Below are 17811 nucleotides of genomic sequence, written 5' to 3'. Positions count from 1 at the left end.
TAGTCGGACCGAAAAGCTCCTTCCTTCCGGAAGGAGCTTTTTTTGTGCGCCGGGCGCCCCCGCGGCGGCCTTGGTGGAAGCAGACCGGACGAGCACTCCAAGGAGGCAAGAAACTGCATTTTCGGGGTGGTCAAGCCGGATTTCATCGGCGGGAAAGCTGGCAAAAACCGGATAAAATCGGTATCTTTGTAGCTTAGCAAAACAGCTGAAACAAGACCGCCTCACATGAGCGAAACGAAAGAACAACAAGCCGATAATCAGTATTCCGCCGACAGCATCCAGGTTCTGGAAGGTCTCGAGGCCGTGCGTAAACGGCCTTCGATGTACATCGGCGACACGGGCGTGAAAGGACTGCACCACCTGGTGTGGGAAGTGGTAGACAACTCCATCGATGAGGCCCTGGCCGGTCAGTGCGACCATATCGAGGTGTCTATTCTGCCCGGCAACGCCATTTCAGTACAAGACAACGGCCGCGGCATTCCCGTGGGCATCAACCAGAAATTCGGCAAGTCCGCCCTCGAAATTGCCCTGACCGTGCTCCACGCCGGCGGTAAGTTCGACAAGAACAGCTACAAGACCTCCGGCGGCCTGCACGGCGTGGGCGTCTCGTGCGTGAATGCCCTGAGCACCCACACCCACGTAACGGTCCAGCGCGACGGCCACATCTACGAGCAGGAGTACAACATCGGCGTGCCGCTGTACGACGTGCGCGAGGTCGGCGACACCGAGGGCCGCGGCACCCGCGTGGAGTTCCAGCCCGACCCGTCCATCTTCGACGAAACCATCACCTATTCCTACGAGCGGATTGCCAACCGCCTGCGCGAACTGGCTTACCTGAACCGCGGCATCCGCATCGTGCTGACCGACCTGCGCACCCCGGCCGACGGGGGCGAGGAACAGCGCGACGAGTTTTACTCCCAGGGCGGCGTGGCCGAGTACGTGCAGTACCTCGACAGCAGCCGTTCCGTGCTCATGACCCGGCCCGTGTACGTGGCCACTGAGCGCGGCATTCCGGTGGAAGTGGCCTTCCAGTACAACGACTCGTACCAGGAGCACATCTTCTCCTACGTCAACAACATCAACACCCACGAGGGCGGTACCCACGTGGCAGGCTTCCGCTCGGCCATTACCCGGGTGCTGAAAGCCTACGCCGAGAAGTCGGGGGAGGTAGCCAAGGCGAAAATCGAAATCCAGGGCGACGACTTCCGCGAGGGCCTCACGGCCGTTATTTCGGTGAAGGTAGCCGAGCCCAAGTTCGAAGGCCAGACCAAGACCAAGCTCGGCAACTCCGAGGTGAGTGGGGCCGTCAACACCGTGGTGGGCGAGATTCTCAACCAGTACCTGGAGGAAAATCCCAAGGAGGCCCGCATCATCGTGGAGAAGGTGATTCTGGCCGCCAAGGCCCGCGTGGCCGCCAAGAAGGCCCGCGAGATGGTGCAGCGCAAGTCGGTGCTGGGCTCCAACTCCCTGCCCGGCAAGCTGGCCGACTGCTCCGAATCGGACCCCGCCGTCTGCGAGCTATACCTGGTCGAAGGGGACTCGGCCGGCGGTACCGCCAAGCAGGGCCGCAACCGGGCTTTCCAGGCCATTCTGCCGCTGCGGGGTAAGATCCTCAACGTGGAGAAGGCCCAGGAGCACCGCATCTACGAAAACGAGGAAATCCGCAACATGATTACCGCCCTCGGCGTGAGCTTCGAGAAGAAGACCGACGAGGACGATGGCAGCAGCAGCCGCTCCCTGAACCTGGACAAGCTGCGCTACCACAAGATCATCATCATGACCGACGCCGACATCGACGGGTCGCACATCCGGACGCTGATCCTGACTTTCTTCTTCCGCTACATGCCCGAGCTCATCGACAAGGGCTACATCTACATTGCCCTGCCGCCGCTGTACTTGGTGAAGCGCGGCAAGGAGGAGCGCTACTGCTGGACCGAGGAAGAACGCTCCGCCGCTCAGGAGGAGCTAGGCCGCGGCAAACCCGAAACGGTGAACGTGCAGCGCTATAAAGGTCTGGGCGAGATGAACGCCGAGCAGCTCTGGACCACCACCATGCAGCCCGATACCCGCTCGCTGAAGCGCGTGGACGTGGAGTCGGGGGTGGAAGCCGACCACCTGTTCTCCATGCTCATGGGCGACGAAGTGGCCCCGCGCCGGGACTTTATCGAGAAAAACGCCAAGTACGCCAAACTGGACGTATAGCCAACCACGCATAAAAAAGCCCGCCTCGTGCGGGCTTTTTTATGCGGCCTGCCGACTACTTTCCTCACCCCAGCCCCCGGGCCGCCATGCTACGCCACCCATGCGTCAGAACATTTCCTCCGATTCCGAGTGGGAAACTCAGGTTGGCTATTCCCGGGCCGTGCGCGTGGGCAACGTGGTGGAAGTGGCCGGCACCACGGCTCCCGGCGCCGACGCCTACGAGCAGACACGCCGGGCCCTGGAAAAAATTGAAGTCGCCCTGCGCGCGGCCGGTGCTACTTTCCCCGATGTGGTACGTACGCGTATGTACGTCACTGACATCAGCCAATGGCCGGCCGTGGGCCGGGCCCACGCCGAAGTGTTCGGCGCGGTGCGGCCCGCCGCCACCATGGTGCAGGTGGCGGCCCTGATTGAGGCCAGCCTGCTGGTTGAAATCGAGGTGACGGCCATTGTTTCCCCGCCTGAAAACGCGTAATTGAGGGCTCCGGCCGCGTATCGTACCCGGCCTTTTACTTTGCTATGAAACTCTTCAAATCAGCCGACCTTATCCGCAAGAGCAAGTATATCAGCCGCGACCTGAGCTGGCTGCGGTTCAACTACCGCGTGCTCGACCAAGCCAAGGACGCCGGCCGGACCTTGTTTGACCGGATGCGGTTTCTGGCCATTACTTCCTCGAACCTCGACGAGTTCTTCATGATTCGCGTCGGCTCGCTGTATAACTACCTCGACTACGGCAAGGAGCGCGTCGACTACTCCGGGCTGCGGGAGCTGCCGTTCCGGCGCAAGCTGCTCGACTTCGCCCACCGCTTCGTCAACGACCAGTCGCTGACCTATCTCAACGAGCTCAAGCCCCAGTTCGAGAAAAACGGCTTCAACATCCTGCGGATGGACGAGCTGACCGAGTTGGAGCTGAAAAAGGCCGAGGGCTACTTCAAGAACACGGTTTTTCCGCTGCTCACGCCGATGGTCTATGACTCCTACCACGGCTTTCCACTGATGATGAACCAGATGCTCATCTTCGGCGTGGCCACGAATATCGGCAACGAGTCGGGCACGGGGCCGCTGGAGGAAGGCAAGGGGCAGGAGCGGCTCACTTTCGTGCAGATTCCGCAGAACCTGTCGCGCTTCTTTGAGCTCACGCGCAAGGACAAAGTGATTTTCGTGCCCATCGAGGAAATCGTGCGGGCCAACCTGCCCAAGCTGTTCCGCAACGTGGAAATCGTGTCGGCCAACCTGTTCCGCATCACCCGCAATGGCGACTTCACCCTGGAAGAGTCCGACGACATCGACGTGGACTTTATCAAGGAAATTCAGGTGGGCCTCAAAACCCGCAAGAAGGGCCGCGTGGTACGTCTGGAGGTCGAGAAGGACGCCTCGCCGGTGATGATGGCTGTGCTCAAGGAGCGCTGGCAGATCGACAACGGCAACGTGTTCGTCATCACCTCCCTGATGGACATGAAGGGCATGCTCCAGATTCTGAAGCACCCGAACTTCCGCGGCAAGTCGACCAAGGCTCCGGCCACCGTGACCCCGCTGAGCCTCCCCGACGGGGCGGAGGAGAACATGTTCGAGTTTTTGAAGCACCACGACGTGCTGCTGCACCATCCCTACAACAGCATTGAACCCGTGGTGCGCCTACTCGAGCAGGCCGCCGAGGACCCGCACGTGCTGGGCATCAAGCAAACCATCTACCGGCTCGCCGACGACTCCCGCGTAACGGCGGCCCTGCTCAAGGCAGCCGAAAACGGCAAGCACGTGTCGGTGCTGTTCGAAATCAAGGCCCGCTTCGATGAGGAGCGCAACATCCGGGAGGGGGCCAAGCTCGAAAAAGCCGGCTGCTTCGTGATTTACGGCGTCAGTAAGTACAAGACCCACACCAAGCTGCTGATGATTATCCGCAAGGAGGGGGAAAAGGTGACGCGCTACGTGCACATCGGCACGGGCAACTACAACGAGCAGACCAGCAAGATCTACACCGACGTGAGCCTGCTCACCACCAACGACGTGTACGGGCACGACGTGTCGGAATTCTTCAACGTCATCACCGGCCACTCCCAGCCCGACGACTACGAGTACCTGATTACGGCGCCCAAGGACATGCGCCAGCAACTGATTCAACTCATCCGCGAGGAAGTGCGCAACGCCAAGAAGGGCCTGCCCAGCGGCATTGTGATGAAGATGAACTCCTTGGAAGACAAGGAGCTGATTGACGAGTTCTACAAGGCCTCCAAAGCCGGCGTGCCGGTGCGCTTCATCGTGCGCGGCATCTGCTGCCTGCGCCCGGGGCGGCCCGGTCTGAGCGAGAACATCGAAGTGCGCAGCATCGTGGGCGACTTTCTGGAGCACGCCCGGCTGTTTTACTTCCACCAGGCCGGCGACCCGAAAGTGTACGCCGGCTCGGCCGACGTGATGGTGCGCTCCTTCGACCGCCGCATTGAAGCTTTGTTCCTGATTGTGAACCCCCAGCTCAAGCGTGAGGCCATCAGCATTCTAATGCTCAACCTGCTCGACAACCAGAACTCCTACCAGATGCGCGAGGACGGAGCTTACGTACGCTGCCACCCCGGACCCGACGAGCCCGTGGTGAACGTGCACCGCGACTTTTACCGCCGCGACGAGGAGCGGATGGCCGCCGCCACGCCCGCCGGTCTGCTGCATCTGTTGTTCCAGCAGGCCCGGCACCAGCAGGCTGCCGAAGCCGCCAAAACGGCCGAGGAAGCTTCTCTGGAAGCTTGCCCCGAGCCCGCCTACGAAGAGGAAACCGAGGATACCGTCAGTGAAGAGGTGGCCAAGGACGTTGCCCTGGTGCAGGCCCTGGTAGAAGGTGAGCCGAACCCCGGAGAAGGCTTTGCCAACGCGTAGGGTAGCTCTAGACTTGTCCGCCTGAACCTGCATCGGGCCTCGTACTATCATGGGTACATACAAAAGCCCTCACCGAACTAACGGTGAGGGCTTTTGCATTGGAAAACAAGTTCTTCCAAACTCGGAATAACTGGCCTAAACGACCCTATTCCATTTCTGCGGCGCGGCTGGTAACGTCGGCGTAGGGAACGGTGCGGGAGTGGTCGGAGCTGGGGCGGATTTCCTCGAAGTGGTCTTCAAACAGGGTTTGGAGCATGCCATCCTTCAGGCCGATATCGGGCACAATCATCTGGCTGATGTTGGCCCACTCCATGGCCGAGAGGTAGATATGGCCGGCGGGAATAATGACGTCGGCGCGGTCGGGGTTAAGCATGGCCACGTTCACCCGCTCGTCCATGCTCATGCTGGTCAGGTTGCCGAGCACCGTGGCAATGCGGCGGCGCGTGACGGGCTTGTCGAGCGAGGATTGGGCCAGCCGGTAGAGCTTGTTGATGTTGCCGCCCGTGCCGATGGCGCGGGTGACGTGGTACTTGCGGCCGTTCTGAGTGACCCAGTCCTCCATCCGCTGCCACAGGTCGTTTTGGGCACCGGTGCTCTGCTGGCCACTTTCTTCCTGCTGCATGCGCCGGATCGAGCCGATTTCAAACGACTGCGAGGCCACTTTGCGCCGGTCGTGGTAGATGTTGAACTCGGTGCTGCCCCCGCCCACGTCGATGTGCAGGTAGTGCTTTTTGTCTTCGAGCAGGTGTTCAATGACGCGGTTGATGTAGGCGGCCTCGGCCTGCCCGTCAATGACCTGCACCGTCATGCCGAGCTCCTGCTGAATGCGGGCGGCTACGGCGGCCCCGTTGGCGGCCGTGCGCATGGCCGAGGTAGCGCAGATCAGGTAGTGCGCCACGTCGTGAACTTCCATGAGCAGCTTCAGCGCGTGCAGAAACTTGATGAATTTCTGCTCCTTCTTGGCCGAGATGTTGCCGGTGGCAAACACGTCTTCGCCCAGGCGCAGCGGGTAGCGCACGTACTCGACGCGCTTGAGCCGGTACCGGTCGCCGTAGTGGAGCACCGCCGAAATCTGGCAGCGCACCGCGTTGGATCCAATGTCGATGGCGGCCAGTTTCAGCAGAGGATAATCCATAAGGAGATGGTCAGGTGATGGGGAGCGGAAAGCCAAATATACGGGATTGAAGCCACGCAAAACTAGGCCGGCCGGGAGCCGACACCTTCGGGCAAGGGTGTAATAACCTGGATGCGGGTGCCCTGCCCGGGGGCCGAGTCGACGAGCAGCGTGGCATCGAGCAGCGTGACGCGGGCTTCCAGGCTTTTGAGTCCCAGGCCCGATACGTTGCCCTCCCGGGTGCGGTCATAATCAAAGCCGACCCCGTTGTCGGCCACGACCAGCTGGAGCCGGCCGGGCTGCTCAAGCAACTCGACGCTCACCCGGGAGGCCTTGCCGTGCCGCAGAGCATTGGTAATAAGCTCCTGCACGATTCGGTAGAGGGCCAGCTGCTGGTCGTAGGTTAGGGAGGCAGTCAGGGCAACTTGTACCAGGAGTCCATCGGGCAGGCTGCGCTCCCACATGGTGGGCAGATTGCGCAGGGCCTCGGCCAGGCCGAACCGGGCCAGCACCACCGGGTAGAGGTTTTTGGAAACGTGGCGGATATCCTGGATAGAGTCGTCCAGAATGCTTTTGGCGGCGGTTACCAGCTCCTGGTCGGCAGCGGAAGCCGTGGGAGAGGTGGCTAGCTGCGATATCAGCAGCCGGGCCGCCGAGAGGGCGGAGCCCATGTCGTCGTGCAGGTCGGAGCCGATGCGGCGGCGCTCTTTTTCCTCGGCCTGAATGGTGGCCGTAAGCAAGGCCTTCTGGTAGGCGGCCTGCACGTGCCGGAGCTCATCCTGCTGGCGAATGACTTTCTTCTGGTAGAACACGAAGAAAAACACCAGGGCCAAGGCCAGGGCCAGCATGATCAGGATGCCGCCGAACAGCAGTCCAACTAGTTCGAAGGGCGGGGACTGAGCCACAGGGCGATGGTATAGCAGGAACACAAAATCATAAACAGCACCGCGTGGACGGCCCAGACCTGTATGTTCACTGCCCGCGAATACTGTTGCAATAAGTAGTTGCTGAAAATGAAAATCAGCACGTCGCCGGCGAAGTAGAGCAGCACGCCCGCGGAAACCCAGAACATGGGCTCCCGCTCCAGCTGCCGGACCGCCGTGCCGTGGCTGAGCTTGTAGAGGTAGAGCAGGGCCAGGACCAGCAGCGTGATGCTTTCGATGGAGTGCTGGACCGGGCTAAACTGTACCGAATGCAGTTGGGTGAAGATGCTGATGCCGGTAAGCACTGCGAACAGGCCAATGGCCGCGGGCACATAGCGCGTGATGGGCCAGGGCCGCAACTCTCGTCCATAAATCCAGGTGAGCCCCACGAATTCAGCCAGCGTGTCGAGTGGGGACAAAATCAGGTTTGGCATTTTCTGCAGCATCATCCAGCGCGAAACCAACTCCATCAGCAGCCCAAACCAAACCAGCCCGGTCAGCCAGCGCATGGACGGCCCCAAATGGCGCCACCGCACTGCCCCCACCAAGCCGGCGGTGGCCAGCGGCACGGGGGCACATAGCATAATCCATTGCACGAGGGTACTGGGCATCAGGCCGGAGAGGGAAAGGAATAATCCAGCGGCACGGCCGCCACCAAAAAATCTGGGAGCCGAAGAATGGGGCTGTCGGGCTGAGGGAAAGAGGGAACAAATAGCCTCCCCATTACAGCAATAATTGCTCAAGATAACCAAGCAAGTTTTGGTTTACATAATTGGCCGGAGCAAGAAGGCTAAAAGGCCCCGCCCCAGGGCTGGCAAGGTGCCCAGGGCTACGAAAAAGCCCTGACGGATGAGGCCAGGGCTTTTAGGAGCAGCAAAGAAGGAACGCTACTGGTCGATGCGGAAGCCTAGGCCGAACTGAATCAGCCCGTTTTCCGGCGACTTCTGGTAGGACACCGATAAGGCCAGCTGGTCGGAGACGGGGGCAATAAAGAAGCCCGCGCCGTAGCTGTCGTGCCAGCCGCCGGGGGAGGAGTCTTTGAAGTAGACCCGGCCCCGGTCGTAGAAGCCGAACACGCCGTAGGAGAAGGGCAGGAATGACGTCTGCACCCGGCCCAGGGCCAGCCGCACTTCCGTGTTCAGGTAGAGGCTGGCGTCGCCGCTGAAGCGGTTGCGGTAGTAGCCGCGCAGGTTTTCGCGCAAGCCCAGGGTGGCAAACTTGTAGAACGGAATTTCGTCGTCGTTGCCGTAGTTTTTGGCCCCGCCACCTTTAACCACCAGCGTTACGGGAATGCCGAGGCGGGCCGTGCCGTAGTACTCGGCAAAGCCCTGGGTGAGGCCAAAGTTGCCCTTTGAGCGGTTGAGCTGGTGGTAGGAGTCGTGCTGGGCCAGCAGGCGCACCCCGCGGCGGGCAAAGCTTTTCCGGTCGCGCAGGTCGAGGTCAAATAACGCATTCAACCCAATCAGGCGCTGGAAGTTGGTGTTGGGTCGCACCACGTCCGGATTGGGGTTGGTTTGAAGCTGGCCCAGCAGGCTCTGGCTGCTGAAGTTGCTGGTGTACTGCTCGTAGGTAGGGCCGAAGCGGAACAGGCTGCGCTGGAAAAACGTCCGCTCGGTGAAGGCGTTGAGCGTGTAGCCCTTGTAGCGGGCCTTGTAGTAGAGGTTGTCGTAGAGGTTCTCGTCCTTGGTCGTGTTGTTGCCCAGGCCGAAGAAGTTGTAAAACGGAAAGAAGTTGCCGTACTCAGTGCGGGCCCCAATGTCCCACTGCCCGATGGCGTGGCGGTGGCGCATGTTGAGCGACACCTGGAAGTTGCCGTTGGAGGAGCCCCGCACGTCGAAACCGTAGAGGTTTTTATAGTCGGGCTTGCGGAAGCCCTGGCGCACGATGTCGAAGCCCGCGCCAACGCCGAATCCGTCGCTCTGGTTGTAGATGAGCGTGGCCCGCGGGTTGTAGCCGTCGTACTCGAAGGCTTCCCGGTCGTAGCGGTTTACTGCCAGCTTGTCGGAGGTGTGATTGTCGGTTTCCTGGCTGGGTTGCAGCTCCACGCCGTCGGTCAGGTCATACACCTTGGTCTTGGTGCGCAGGCCCCGCACGCTCGATTCGTCGGTGATTTTGTCCTTGCCGTCGCCGCCGATGATGCGCACCAGCACGCTGCGGGGCGCCGAGCCCGTGACGGTAAACACGTCTTTGCCGTCGAGGCCGTAGAGGGCCACTTCGTCGGTTTCCTTGTACTGGAAGGTGCGGTCAAACAGCGGTTCCCCGTTGGGCTCGTTGCCGTCCTTGGCCTTGTCGAACATGCGCACCCGCACGTTGCCGTCGGGCTGGCGGTCCACCTGAAACACTTCGGCCTTGTTCGAACCTACCACGTCGACGCGCTTGGCCAGCATCAGGTAGTAGTCGTCGAGGGCCTTGGGCAATTCCTGAATCCGGGCCTGGAGCTTGCGGTTGAGGTCGTTGCCGGAAATGGGCTGGATTTCCTTCGGCAACGTGGCCGTGGCCTGGTCAATGGCCGCGGGCGTCATCTTCTGCTGCATGTAGGCCCCGATCTGCTGCCACTGCTCCCGGGTCAGGGACTGCAGCAAAAACCGGTCGAGGTGGCGGGCGGGCCAGTTCAGGCTTTCCAGGTCGTGAAACTCGCTCTGGAAGTCTTCGATGCTGGGCACGGCCCATTCCCGGTTGGCAATGTAGGTCAACAAACCGTTCCAGAGGGTGAAGCTCTGGTCCCGGTCACGGGGAATAGGGCGGTAAATCGTCTTTTTGCCCTGCTTGTAGCCGGCCCATTTCCAGTTGTCCTCGTGCTTGCCGAAGTCGGCCACCAGCATGTCGAAAGCCCGGGCCTTGCCCAGGGCCACGGCGTCGATCTGGTTGTCGTGGTCTTTGTAGAGCTGGCGGAAAAAGCTGAACGAACGGCGCACCTCGTCGGCCCCGCCGAAGCCGGGCAGGTTGGGCTTGGGGTCCCCGGGCCGGTCTTCGAGCGTGCCAAACAGGCCGGCGTACTTCTCGCGGTAGGGGCCGAGCGTGTTGTTGTCGGGCAACACAAACAGCCGGGGCCGGGCGTGGAGAATGTCGGTCTGGTCAAGCAACGAGCCCGTCACCAGCGCCGAGTAGGGGTGAGCCGTGGGCGTGATGTCGCGCAGCACGTCGGCGGCCACCGAGTTGCGCAGCTCCGGGGGCAGAATCTTGGTCACGTCCTTATCGACGGAGCGGAACACGTACTCCGAGGAGTCGGCAGCAATGATTTTGACGGAGGTCGTCTGCCGGCCGCCACCCTTGCCAAAAATGCGCAGCCCGCCTTTTTCAGTGGCCAGGTTCAGCGTCGGCGCTTCCACGGGCTGGGTCCAGGAAGTGCGGTACAGGGGGCCGAGGAAAAACCGCTTACCGGGCCCGGCCTTGTACTGCGGCCCGGCGGCCAGCGTCACGGTGGGCTGAAACGGCACGTCCGGCTTGGCCGCCGCGACGCCTTTGGGGGCCGTAGGGCACTCTGGAATAAAGTAGTTGACCGGCACGTTCGGCAGCCGCGGCTCGGTGCAGGCCGACTGGAACAGGGTGGAAGAATACGCTTCCTGCACCGCGGTGCCGGCTTTATCGAAGGCAAAGAAAAAGGCTTTGACCGTGCCGTCGGCGTAGTAATCGAGGCGGGAGTAGCCTTCTTCGGCCTTGTTGAACATCGACTGCCCATTGGCGCCCACGTGCTCTTTCTCGGCAAAGCTACCGGCCACCAAGTGGAAGTTGTCCTCGAAGCGGGTGAGCTGCAGGCTGTAGTCGTGGGCGGCGGCATACACCACGCCGGGGTTTTCCTTGAGCGTGCCAAGCAGCTCTTTGCGCAGGTCCTGGTAGGCCGGGTTGGCTAGGTCCCGGGGCAGGCCCACGTTTTGGCGGTAAGCCGAATAGAGGGTGCCGAAAACCGGCAGCGGCACCCCGTTCTCGAACGGAAACAGCTGGCGGCTCAGCGGCATCCGGCCCCCGTAGACGCCGTTGGTCAGCACGGGCTGGTGACCCACGAGCAGCACATTTTTGCCCTTGGTCTCGTCCAGCACGTCGGAGAGCTGCTCCCGAAACTCCTCCTTGGTCATGGTCTTGCACTCCGTGTCGGGCGCTTCGGGCCGGTCGTAGGGGTGGGTCCACCAGGGCGAGTTGATGGCCACCAGCCGCACGTTGGGCGCCACATCCACGATTTCGGGGCCGGGGCAGCCGCCGGTCGGGATAAAGGCGTTTTGCTTGGGCAGCTTCTGCTCAATGTATTCCTCGAGCCGCTTCACGCGCTTAAAGCCGTCGGGGCCGGAGTTATCCCAGTCTTTGTCGCCGGGCAAGAAGTAGATGTGGCCATTGGGCAAGCCCTGCACCAGACCAATGAGCTGGTCGATGCGGGCCGTGGTAGCCGCGTCGGGCTCCTTTTTCAGGCCCGAGTTGGCGGCAATGTCGCCGAGGTGCACCACGGTGAAAGTGCCCGCCTGCTGCTCCAGCTGCTGGCGCAGGGCCCGCAGGTGGGTTTCGGGCAGGTCTTTCCCGGCCGTGTTGCCGAGCAAATACACGGAGTGGGCCGGGGGAGCAGCAAGTTGGGCGTGGAGCGGCGACGCAGCCGTGGCAAGCAGCGCCGCCAAAAGTAGGCGGTAGGGTTTTCGCATAAAATCAAGCGAGGCGTGGGATAGAACCCCTTCTTACGCAAGAAACCCGGCCGGGGTACATCGGTTTAGCGGACCGCGGCCGTTTGGGCGGAAAAAAGCCGTTGCAGCGTCAGGAGCACCGCGCAGGGCAGGGCCACCCAGATAGCCTCACTTTGCAGCACCCGCCACACGGTAGTACCCACAAACTGCCGCACACCGATGGGCGACACCTCAATCGGGCAGAAGCCAAAGAAGTAGCGCTCCAGCACAAAGGGGCTGAAAATTGCCACGCCCAGGCCGCCGGTAGTCATAGCGTCGAGTACGCCGTGGGAGGCCGTGGCCAAAAAGAGCAGCACCCAGAGCCGCCCCAGCGGCGGACCCGCGCGGTGGCCCAGCCGGTGCCAGCCCACCACTGCCGAGGCCACCATCACCGCCGCCAACAGGGAGTGGGTCAGGCCCCGGTGCCCCCACAGGCTGGCGTAGGCCACGTGGAATTTAAAGCCCAGCACGTCGATGTCGGGCAGAAAGGCGCAGGCGGCAGCCAGCACCCAGTAGCGCACGTAGCGCCGCTCGGGCAGCAGCAGCTTGCCCAGCGTGGCACCCAGCGTCATATGTCCGAAAATGGAAGCCATGCGGGAGTGGCGGAGGATAAAAACCGGCCGCCCCCTAAGATACGACATTCAGAGTGCGCCTCGCTAAGCGCATTCTCGCGCCTCCGACACGGGTACGGGTAACTGCGGGGGGCGCGTTAGGCCTGCTGCAGGAGCAGCGCGGCAACTTTCGGCACGCCGGTCGTGGCGGGCTCGGCGACAAAGTGCAGGTTGGCGCGCCCGGCCAGCGGCGGCTGACTGGGGTCAATAACGTACGTGGGGCAGCCGGGCCGGGTGAAGTGCACCAGGTTGGCGGCCGGGTATACCTGCAGGGAAGTACCGATGACCAGCAGCACGTCGGCCGAGGCCGTTTCCTCCATAGCCTGCTCCATCAGCGGCACGGCCTCGCCAAACCAGACGATGTTGGGCCGGAGCTGGTGGCCTCTTTCGCACACGTCGCCCAGGTGGATGGTGTCGCCGGACAGGGGGTAGATAAGCTCCTCGTGGCGGGTGCTGCGCGCCTCAAACAGCTGGCCATGCAGGTGAATAACGTGGCTGGAACCCGCCCGTTCGTGCAAATCGTCCACGTTCTGGGTGATGACGACCACCTCGAAGTCGCGCTCCAGGGCCGCCAGGGCCAAGTGGCCGGCGTTGGGCTGGGCTGCCCGGGCCGCGGCGCGGCGCTGGTTGTAGAAGTCGAGTACCAAGGCCGGGTTACGGGCCCAGCCTTCCGGCGAGGCCACGTCTTCCACCCGGTGCCCTTCCCAGAGGCCGTCGGAACCGCGGAAGGTGGCCAAGCCGCTTTCCGCGCTGATACCGGCGCCGGTCAGCGCCACAATTTTCTTTTTCATACAAGCCAGATTGAGTCTGAAAGCAGCCCGGTTGTGCGCGGTGCCGGAGTGCAGTTTACGGGAGAAGCGCGAAAAAGCAGCGCGCTGGGGTTCCGGCTGCTGCCGGCTGAAGGCTCAAAAGCGCCGGAGCTCTTCCCGGCGAAACGTCCACTCCGGCGTGTCAAATTCGGGCTCCTGGGGCTGCACGGCAAACCAGGCCCCGAGCACGGGATGGTCCACGTTGCGCAGCACGTGCATCTGCTGAGCGGGCATGTAGCTCTGGGCCAGCAGCACGTACCGGCGGCCCGTGGCGGGCTGCTCGGCCACGTCAAGCACGATGACGGCGTGACCGGGGGTGCCGCCGCGAATCAGCACGTCGCCGGGCTGCACGTCGGTCAGGGCGGCCGGCGTCAGCTCCCGGGCCAGCGACTGGGTGCCGGCGTAGGTGAAGATCTGGTCGAGGTAGCGGCGAAAGACGGCGTGCGTGGGGCGCTCCACCGGGCGGGCGGCGGGCACCACTTCCTCGTCCTGCACCCGAAAGCCCCGCCCGCTGTACCAGTCGCTAAACCAGATGTCGTGGCCGCTGGTCAGGTGGAAGTGCACCTGGTCAGGATTGCGGGCAAACAGGTACTCGCCCCGCAGCCGGATAACCGCGTCGGCGCACTGCTGCAAATCCCGGCTGCCAACGTCGAGGCGCAGCACGGCGGCATGCACGGCCTGATTATCCTTCAACGCGCCCGAGTACAGGTGCACCGCCGCGCCGGCCGGCAGCAGGGGCAGCTGCCGCAGCCAGTGCCCAAACGAGCCCGGAACTACGGCCACCCGCTGGCAGCCGCGCGGGGGCGCAAACCGGGCAGCCACACTCTGCCGGGCGTCGTAGGTGCCCGCCGGCAGCCAGGAATATATTGAGCCCGGTGCGGGCGTGGCCCGCGGAAGCTGCGGCGAGGCGCGGAAAGGGACAGCAAACGTAAGCAGGGCGACTGCGGCGGCGTAGAGACAGTGCATCGGATGAGGGGAAGCTGCTTAGCTAACGTGCAGCCGGAGCCAAAATTTCCCCCGAGGTTCCTAAACGTAAAAAAGGCCCTGATCCGCGAATCAGGGCCTTTTTATTGCCTCGTCGGCGCCGGCTTACTTGGCCTTGGCGGCGGGTTTTTTGGCGGTGGTGCCGACGGCTTTTTTCGCAGCGGGCTTTTTGGCGGCCGGTTTCTTGGCCGTCGGCTTTTTCTTGGCGGGCTTGTCGGCGCTGTCTTCGGCGGCGGGGGCCGCTTTCTTGGCGAAGCGGCCACCCTTGGCGGGCTTGTCCGGGGTGGCGTCGGCCAGCTCGATGCAGCGCTCCAAGGTCAGGTCGGCGGGCTCCTCGCCTTTCGGAATCTTCACGTTTTTCTTGCCCACCACAATGTAGGGCCCGAACCGACCATTCAGCACCTGAATGTCCTCCCGGCTGGGGAAGCTCTTGATGAGGCGCTCGGCGTCGGTTTTGCGCTTGTTTTCAATCAGGGCCACGGCCTCATCGGCGGTGATGGTGTGCGGGTCCTGCTCCTTGGTGAGGGAATAGAACTTGCTGTCGTGGCGGATGTAGGGACCAAACCGGCCCAGGGCCGCCGTCATCGACTTATCCTCGAACTCGCCCACTACCCGCGGCAGCTTAAACAAGTCCAGGGCTTCTTCCAGGGTGATGCTCTCGATAAACTGACCTTTGCGCAGGCTGGCGTACACCGCTTTTTCGTCTTCCGGCGCGCCTTCCTTGGGCTCAATCTGCACGTAGGGGCCGTAGCGGCCGAGGCGGGCGGTAAGCTTCTGCCCGGTTTCGGGGTGCACGCCGATTTCGCGGGTGCTGCCCAGGGTGCTGCGCTCAATGTCCTGGCCCCGCTCGATGGTTTCGTGGAAGGTGCCGTAGAAGCCGGCCAGCATGTCGCCCCACTGCTCCTGCCCGTTGGCAATCAGGTCAAACTCGCCCTCGACCTTGGCCGTGAACTGGTAGTCGATGATAATAGGGAAGTGCTCCACCAAAAAGTCGTTGACGACCATGGCCGTATCGGTCGGAAACAGCTTGGCTTTGTCAGCCCCGTAGGTTTCGGTTTTGACCTCGGTTTTGACCTCGTTGCCTTCCAGGGTCAGCACGTGAAACTTACGCTCCTTGCCTTCCCGGGTGTCTTTTTCCACGTAGCCGCGCTTCTGAATCGTGCTGATGGTCGGGGCGTAGGTCGAGGGCCGGCCGATGCCCATTTCTTCGAGCTTTTTTACCAGCGAGGCTTCCGTGTAGCGGGCCGCCGGGGAGGCAAACCGCTCGGTGGCTTTCAGGCTCTGCAGGGGCAGCACCTGCTCGACGCTCAGCGGGGGCAGGCCGCGCGAAAACGACGACTCCGTGCTGGCATCCTCATCCAGGGTTTCCTCGTCCTTCGACTCGCTGTAGACTTTCAGAAAGCCCTCAAACGTAATGACTTCCCCCGAGGCCGTGAGCGGCGTGCCGGGCTGGGTGCTGATACCGATGGTGGCCACGGTGCGCTCAATCACGGCGTCGGCCATCTGCGAGGCCAAGGCCCGCTTGCGGATCAAATCGTAGAGGCGCTGCTCCTGGGAGTCGGCGCCAGCCTTAAGCAAAGCAAAGTCGGTGGGGCGGATGGCTTCGTGCGCCTCCTGGGCCGAGGCCGACTTGGTCTTGAAGTGGCGGGTGTGGGCGTACTCGGGGCCATAAGCGGAGCTGATTTCGGCCTGGGCGGCCGCCAGCGCGTCCTGGCTCAGGTTCACCGAGTCGGTCCGCATGTAGCTGATCTTACCGGCTTCGTAGAGTTTCTGGGCCACGCTCATGGTCTGGGCCACCGAGAAGCCGAGCTTGCGGGAAGCTTCCTGCTGGAGCGTGGAGGTCGTAAATGGCGGGGCGGGGCTGCGCTTGCCGGGCTTTTTCTCCAGGTTCTCAATCCGGTAGGTGGCCCCGATGCAGCGCGCCAAGAACTCCTGGGCCTCGGCCTGGGTCTTGAAGCGGGTAGGCAGCTCGGCCTCCAGCACGGCCCCGCGGCCGGCGTCGAAGCGGGCCACCACGCGGTAGGCCGACGACGCCTTGAACTGGTTGATTTCCCGCTCCCGCTCCACCACGAAGCGCACGGCTACGCTTTGCACGCGGCCGGCGGAAAGCCCGGTTTTCACTTTCTTCCACAGCACCGGGCTCAGCTCAAAGCCCACGAGCCGGTCGAGGACCCGACGCGCCTGCTGGGCATTGACTAGGTTCAGGTCAATTTCCCGCGGATTGTCGATGGCATTAAGAATGGCATTCTTGGTGATTTCGCGGAACACGATGCGCCGGGTCTTGGCCTGGTTCAGGTTCAGCGTTTCGGCTAGGTGCCAGCTGATGGCCTCGCCCTCCCGGTCATCGTCACTCGCCAGCCACACGGTTTCGGCTTCTTTGGCCAGCTTCTTCAGCTGGGAAATAATGTCGCGCTTGTCGGGCGACACCACGTAGGTGGGCTTGAAGCCATTGGCAATGTCAATGGCGTTGTTATCCTTCGGCAGGTCGCGGACGTGGCCGAAGCTGGACTTCACGATGAAGTCTTTGCCTAAATACCCTTCAATGGTTTTGGCTTTGGCCGGCGACTCGACGATGACTAGATTTTTGACCATATAAGGTGCTGGAGGGCGAGAGAGGAGGGTGGGTAGAGCTAGTGAAACGCCCGAAGGAAAGCAAAAGTTGAATTTTGCCGCAAAGATGCTGGAATAATCCGGCGTAACCACGCGGCCCGCTGGAATTGTGCCGTCCCGCCGCGGGCGTCCTGATCGGCGCAAACGCAATTTCTAACGCCGCAAGCTACGCAACAGGTTCACGCAATGGCACTTTGCAAAGTGTTTTCATATTTGCAAACGTATGCGTGGGAAAAGGCGGCATTTGCTACCTTTGTAAGTCTAGGAACCGCTTGATGGCAGTTCCTGGTTGACAGCATTGCCTTCCTCTCCCAGGCTTCGCAACCCACCCCCTTGTATGGCTTCAGGTAAGATTACCAAGAATAACGCTGCTCCGGAAACCGCCTCTCCCGAGAAAGTTACTGCCGCTACTACCAATACTGCCCCCGCTTTGTCTGCGCCTTATGACAAGGCCAGCGGCAGCAGTGCGTTGCTGCGCCCCGCCGGGGCTCGCACCAGCTCCGATATTACCCGAAAACGGGGTAGCGGCCGCGGCTCCGAAGACAGCCAGGAGGCGGACTACATCAACGACCAGCTCAACCGGGTGCTCTACGCCCTCGACGCCTTTAAGAAAGGTGACGTGTCGGTGCGCCTGACCAAGCAGAACGACGACATCTTCGCCGAAATCGCCGAGGCCTACAACTCGATGGTAGAGATGATCGGCGGCGTAGGGGGAGAGGTGTCGCGCATTTCGAAAGTGGCCGGGGTGGAAGGCAACCTCAAGGCGCGGGCTTCGGCCGAAAACGCTTCGGGCTTCTGGCGCGACATGATCAACAATATCAACGGCCTGGTGGACAGCATCGCCGTGCCGGTATTGGAAGTAGGCAAAGTACTGAAGAACATCAGCAAGGGCAACCTGGACGAAACCTTCCAGATTCCGGTGTCCGGCGACTTCAAGGTGATGGCCGAAACCATTAACAAGACCATCGACAACCTGAACCTGTTTGCGGGCGAAGTAACCCGCGTGGCCCAGGAAGTAGGAACCGAGGGCAAACTCGGCGGCCAGGCCAGTGT

12 protein-coding genes are annotated in these 17811 nt (G+C 62.2%); 4 read left to right on the top strand and 8 right to left on the bottom strand.

The window, feature by feature from the left end:
* The first annotated feature begins 225 nt into the window (after positions 1-225).
* The 3 genes from gyrB to ppk1 all read left to right on the top strand — a co-directional run bounded on the left by gyrB (position 226) and on the right by ppk1 (position 5064).
* Positions 226-2202: a DNA topoisomerase (ATP-hydrolyzing) subunit B gene (gene gyrB, locus EWM57_RS15510; RefSeq protein WP_129922072.1), complete on the top strand. Its 1977-nt coding sequence runs from the start codon at positions 226-228 to the stop codon at positions 2200-2202.
* Positions 2203-2302: 100 nt separating this feature from the next.
* Entirely contained in the window at positions 2303-2677 is a 375-nt protein-coding gene (locus EWM57_RS15505; protein ID WP_129922071.1) for a RidA family protein, read from the top strand.
* A gap of 44 nt (positions 2678-2721) precedes the next feature.
* Positions 2722-5064, top strand: a complete 2343-nt coding sequence (gene ppk1 / locus EWM57_RS15500) for a polyphosphate kinase 1 (RefSeq protein ID WP_242510094.1) — start codon at positions 2722-2724, stop codon at positions 5062-5064.
* Between the two features lie 145 nt (positions 5065-5209).
* Here the strand turns inward: ppk1 and EWM57_RS15495 are convergent, their stop codons facing one another.
* The 8 genes from EWM57_RS15495 to topA form a co-directional block, all read right to left on the bottom strand.
* Entirely contained in the window at positions 5210-6199 is a 990-nt protein-coding gene (locus tag EWM57_RS15495; protein ID WP_207218333.1) for a Ppx/GppA phosphatase family protein, read from the bottom strand.
* Between the two features lie 62 nt (positions 6200-6261).
* Positions 6262-7083 (bottom strand): sensor histidine kinase, encoded by an 822-nt coding sequence (locus EWM57_RS15490; RefSeq protein WP_129922070.1) that lies wholly within the window; start codon positions 7081-7083, stop codon positions 6262-6264.
* Entirely contained in the window at positions 7056-7712 is a 657-nt protein-coding gene (locus EWM57_RS15485) for a hypothetical protein (RefSeq protein ID WP_129922069.1), read from the bottom strand. The genes EWM57_RS15490 and EWM57_RS15485 overlap by 28 nt, the downstream gene beginning before the upstream one ends.
* A 276-nt stretch (positions 7713-7988) precedes the next feature.
* Complete coding sequence (locus tag EWM57_RS15480; RefSeq protein ID WP_165370539.1) at positions 7989-11702, bottom strand: BamA/TamA family outer membrane protein; 3714 nt, start codon at positions 11700-11702, stop codon at positions 7989-7991.
* 89 nt (positions 11703-11791) lie between these two features.
* Positions 11792-12337 (bottom strand): metal-dependent hydrolase, encoded by a 546-nt coding sequence (locus EWM57_RS15475; RefSeq protein WP_129922067.1) that lies wholly within the window; start codon positions 12335-12337, stop codon positions 11792-11794.
* A 116-nt stretch (positions 12338-12453) separates the two neighbouring features.
* Positions 12454-13146, bottom strand: coding sequence for an SIR2 family NAD-dependent protein deacylase (locus EWM57_RS15470; RefSeq protein WP_129922066.1), 693 nt, complete (start codon positions 13144-13146; stop codon positions 12454-12456).
* 114 nt (positions 13147-13260) lie between these two features.
* Complete coding sequence (locus tag EWM57_RS15465) at positions 13261-14130, bottom strand: DUF4846 domain-containing protein (protein ID WP_129922065.1); 870 nt, start codon at positions 14128-14130, stop codon at positions 13261-13263.
* Positions 14131-14253: 123 nt separating this feature from the next.
* Positions 14254-16740, bottom strand: a complete 2487-nt coding sequence (gene topA, locus EWM57_RS15460; protein ID WP_129922064.1) for a type I DNA topoisomerase — start codon at positions 16738-16740, stop codon at positions 14254-14256.
* A gap of 448 nt (positions 16741-17188) precedes the next feature.
* On the opposite strand from topA, the gene EWM57_RS15455 reads away from it, so the two are divergent.
* On the top strand, positions 17189-17811 hold a 623-nt coding region (locus tag EWM57_RS15455; RefSeq protein ID WP_394345425.1), incomplete at its 3' end, for a HAMP domain-containing protein.

Origin of the sequence: Hymenobacter persicinus (genome assembly GCF_004167665.1) — a bacterium.
In the GTDB taxonomy this organism is placed as follows: domain Bacteria; phylum Bacteroidota; class Bacteroidia; order Cytophagales; family Hymenobacteraceae; genus Hymenobacter; species Hymenobacter persicinus.
The sequence above is the reverse complement of the archived record's forward strand: the minus strand, read 5'-3'. Positions and strand labels throughout refer to the sequence as shown.

Bases quoted from the DNA above. Each gene is read 5' to 3' on its own strand.
- EWM57_RS15470 (WP_129922066.1), bottom strand. From the start codon at position 13,146: ATGAAAAAGAAAATTGTGGCGCTGACCGGCGCCGGTATCAGCGCGGAA.
- gyrB (WP_129922072.1), top strand. From the start codon at position 226: ATGAGCGAAACGAAAGAACAACAAGCCGATAATCAGTATTCCGCCGAC.
- topA (WP_129922064.1), bottom strand. From the start codon at position 16,740: ATGGTCAAAAATCTAGTCATCGTCGAGTCGCCGGCCAAAGCCAAAACC.
- EWM57_RS15495 (WP_207218333.1), bottom strand. From the start codon at position 6,199: ATGGATTATCCTCTGCTGAAACTGGCCGCCATCGACATTGGATCCAAC.
- EWM57_RS15505 (WP_129922071.1), top strand. From the start codon at position 2,303: ATGCGTCAGAACATTTCCTCCGATTCCGAGTGGGAAACTCAGGTTGGC.
- EWM57_RS15465 (WP_129922065.1), bottom strand. From the start codon at position 14,130: ATGCACTGTCTCTACGCCGCCGCAGTCGCCCTGCTTACGTTTGCTGTC.
- EWM57_RS15485 (WP_129922069.1), bottom strand. From the start codon at position 7,712: ATGCCCAGTACCCTCGTGCAATGGATTATGCTATGTGCCCCCGTGCCG.
- ppk1 (WP_242510094.1), top strand. From the start codon at position 2,722: ATGAAACTCTTCAAATCAGCCGACCTTATCCGCAAGAGCAAGTATATC.
- EWM57_RS15475 (WP_129922067.1), bottom strand. From the start codon at position 12,337: ATGGCTTCCATTTTCGGACATATGACGCTGGGTGCCACGCTGGGCAAG.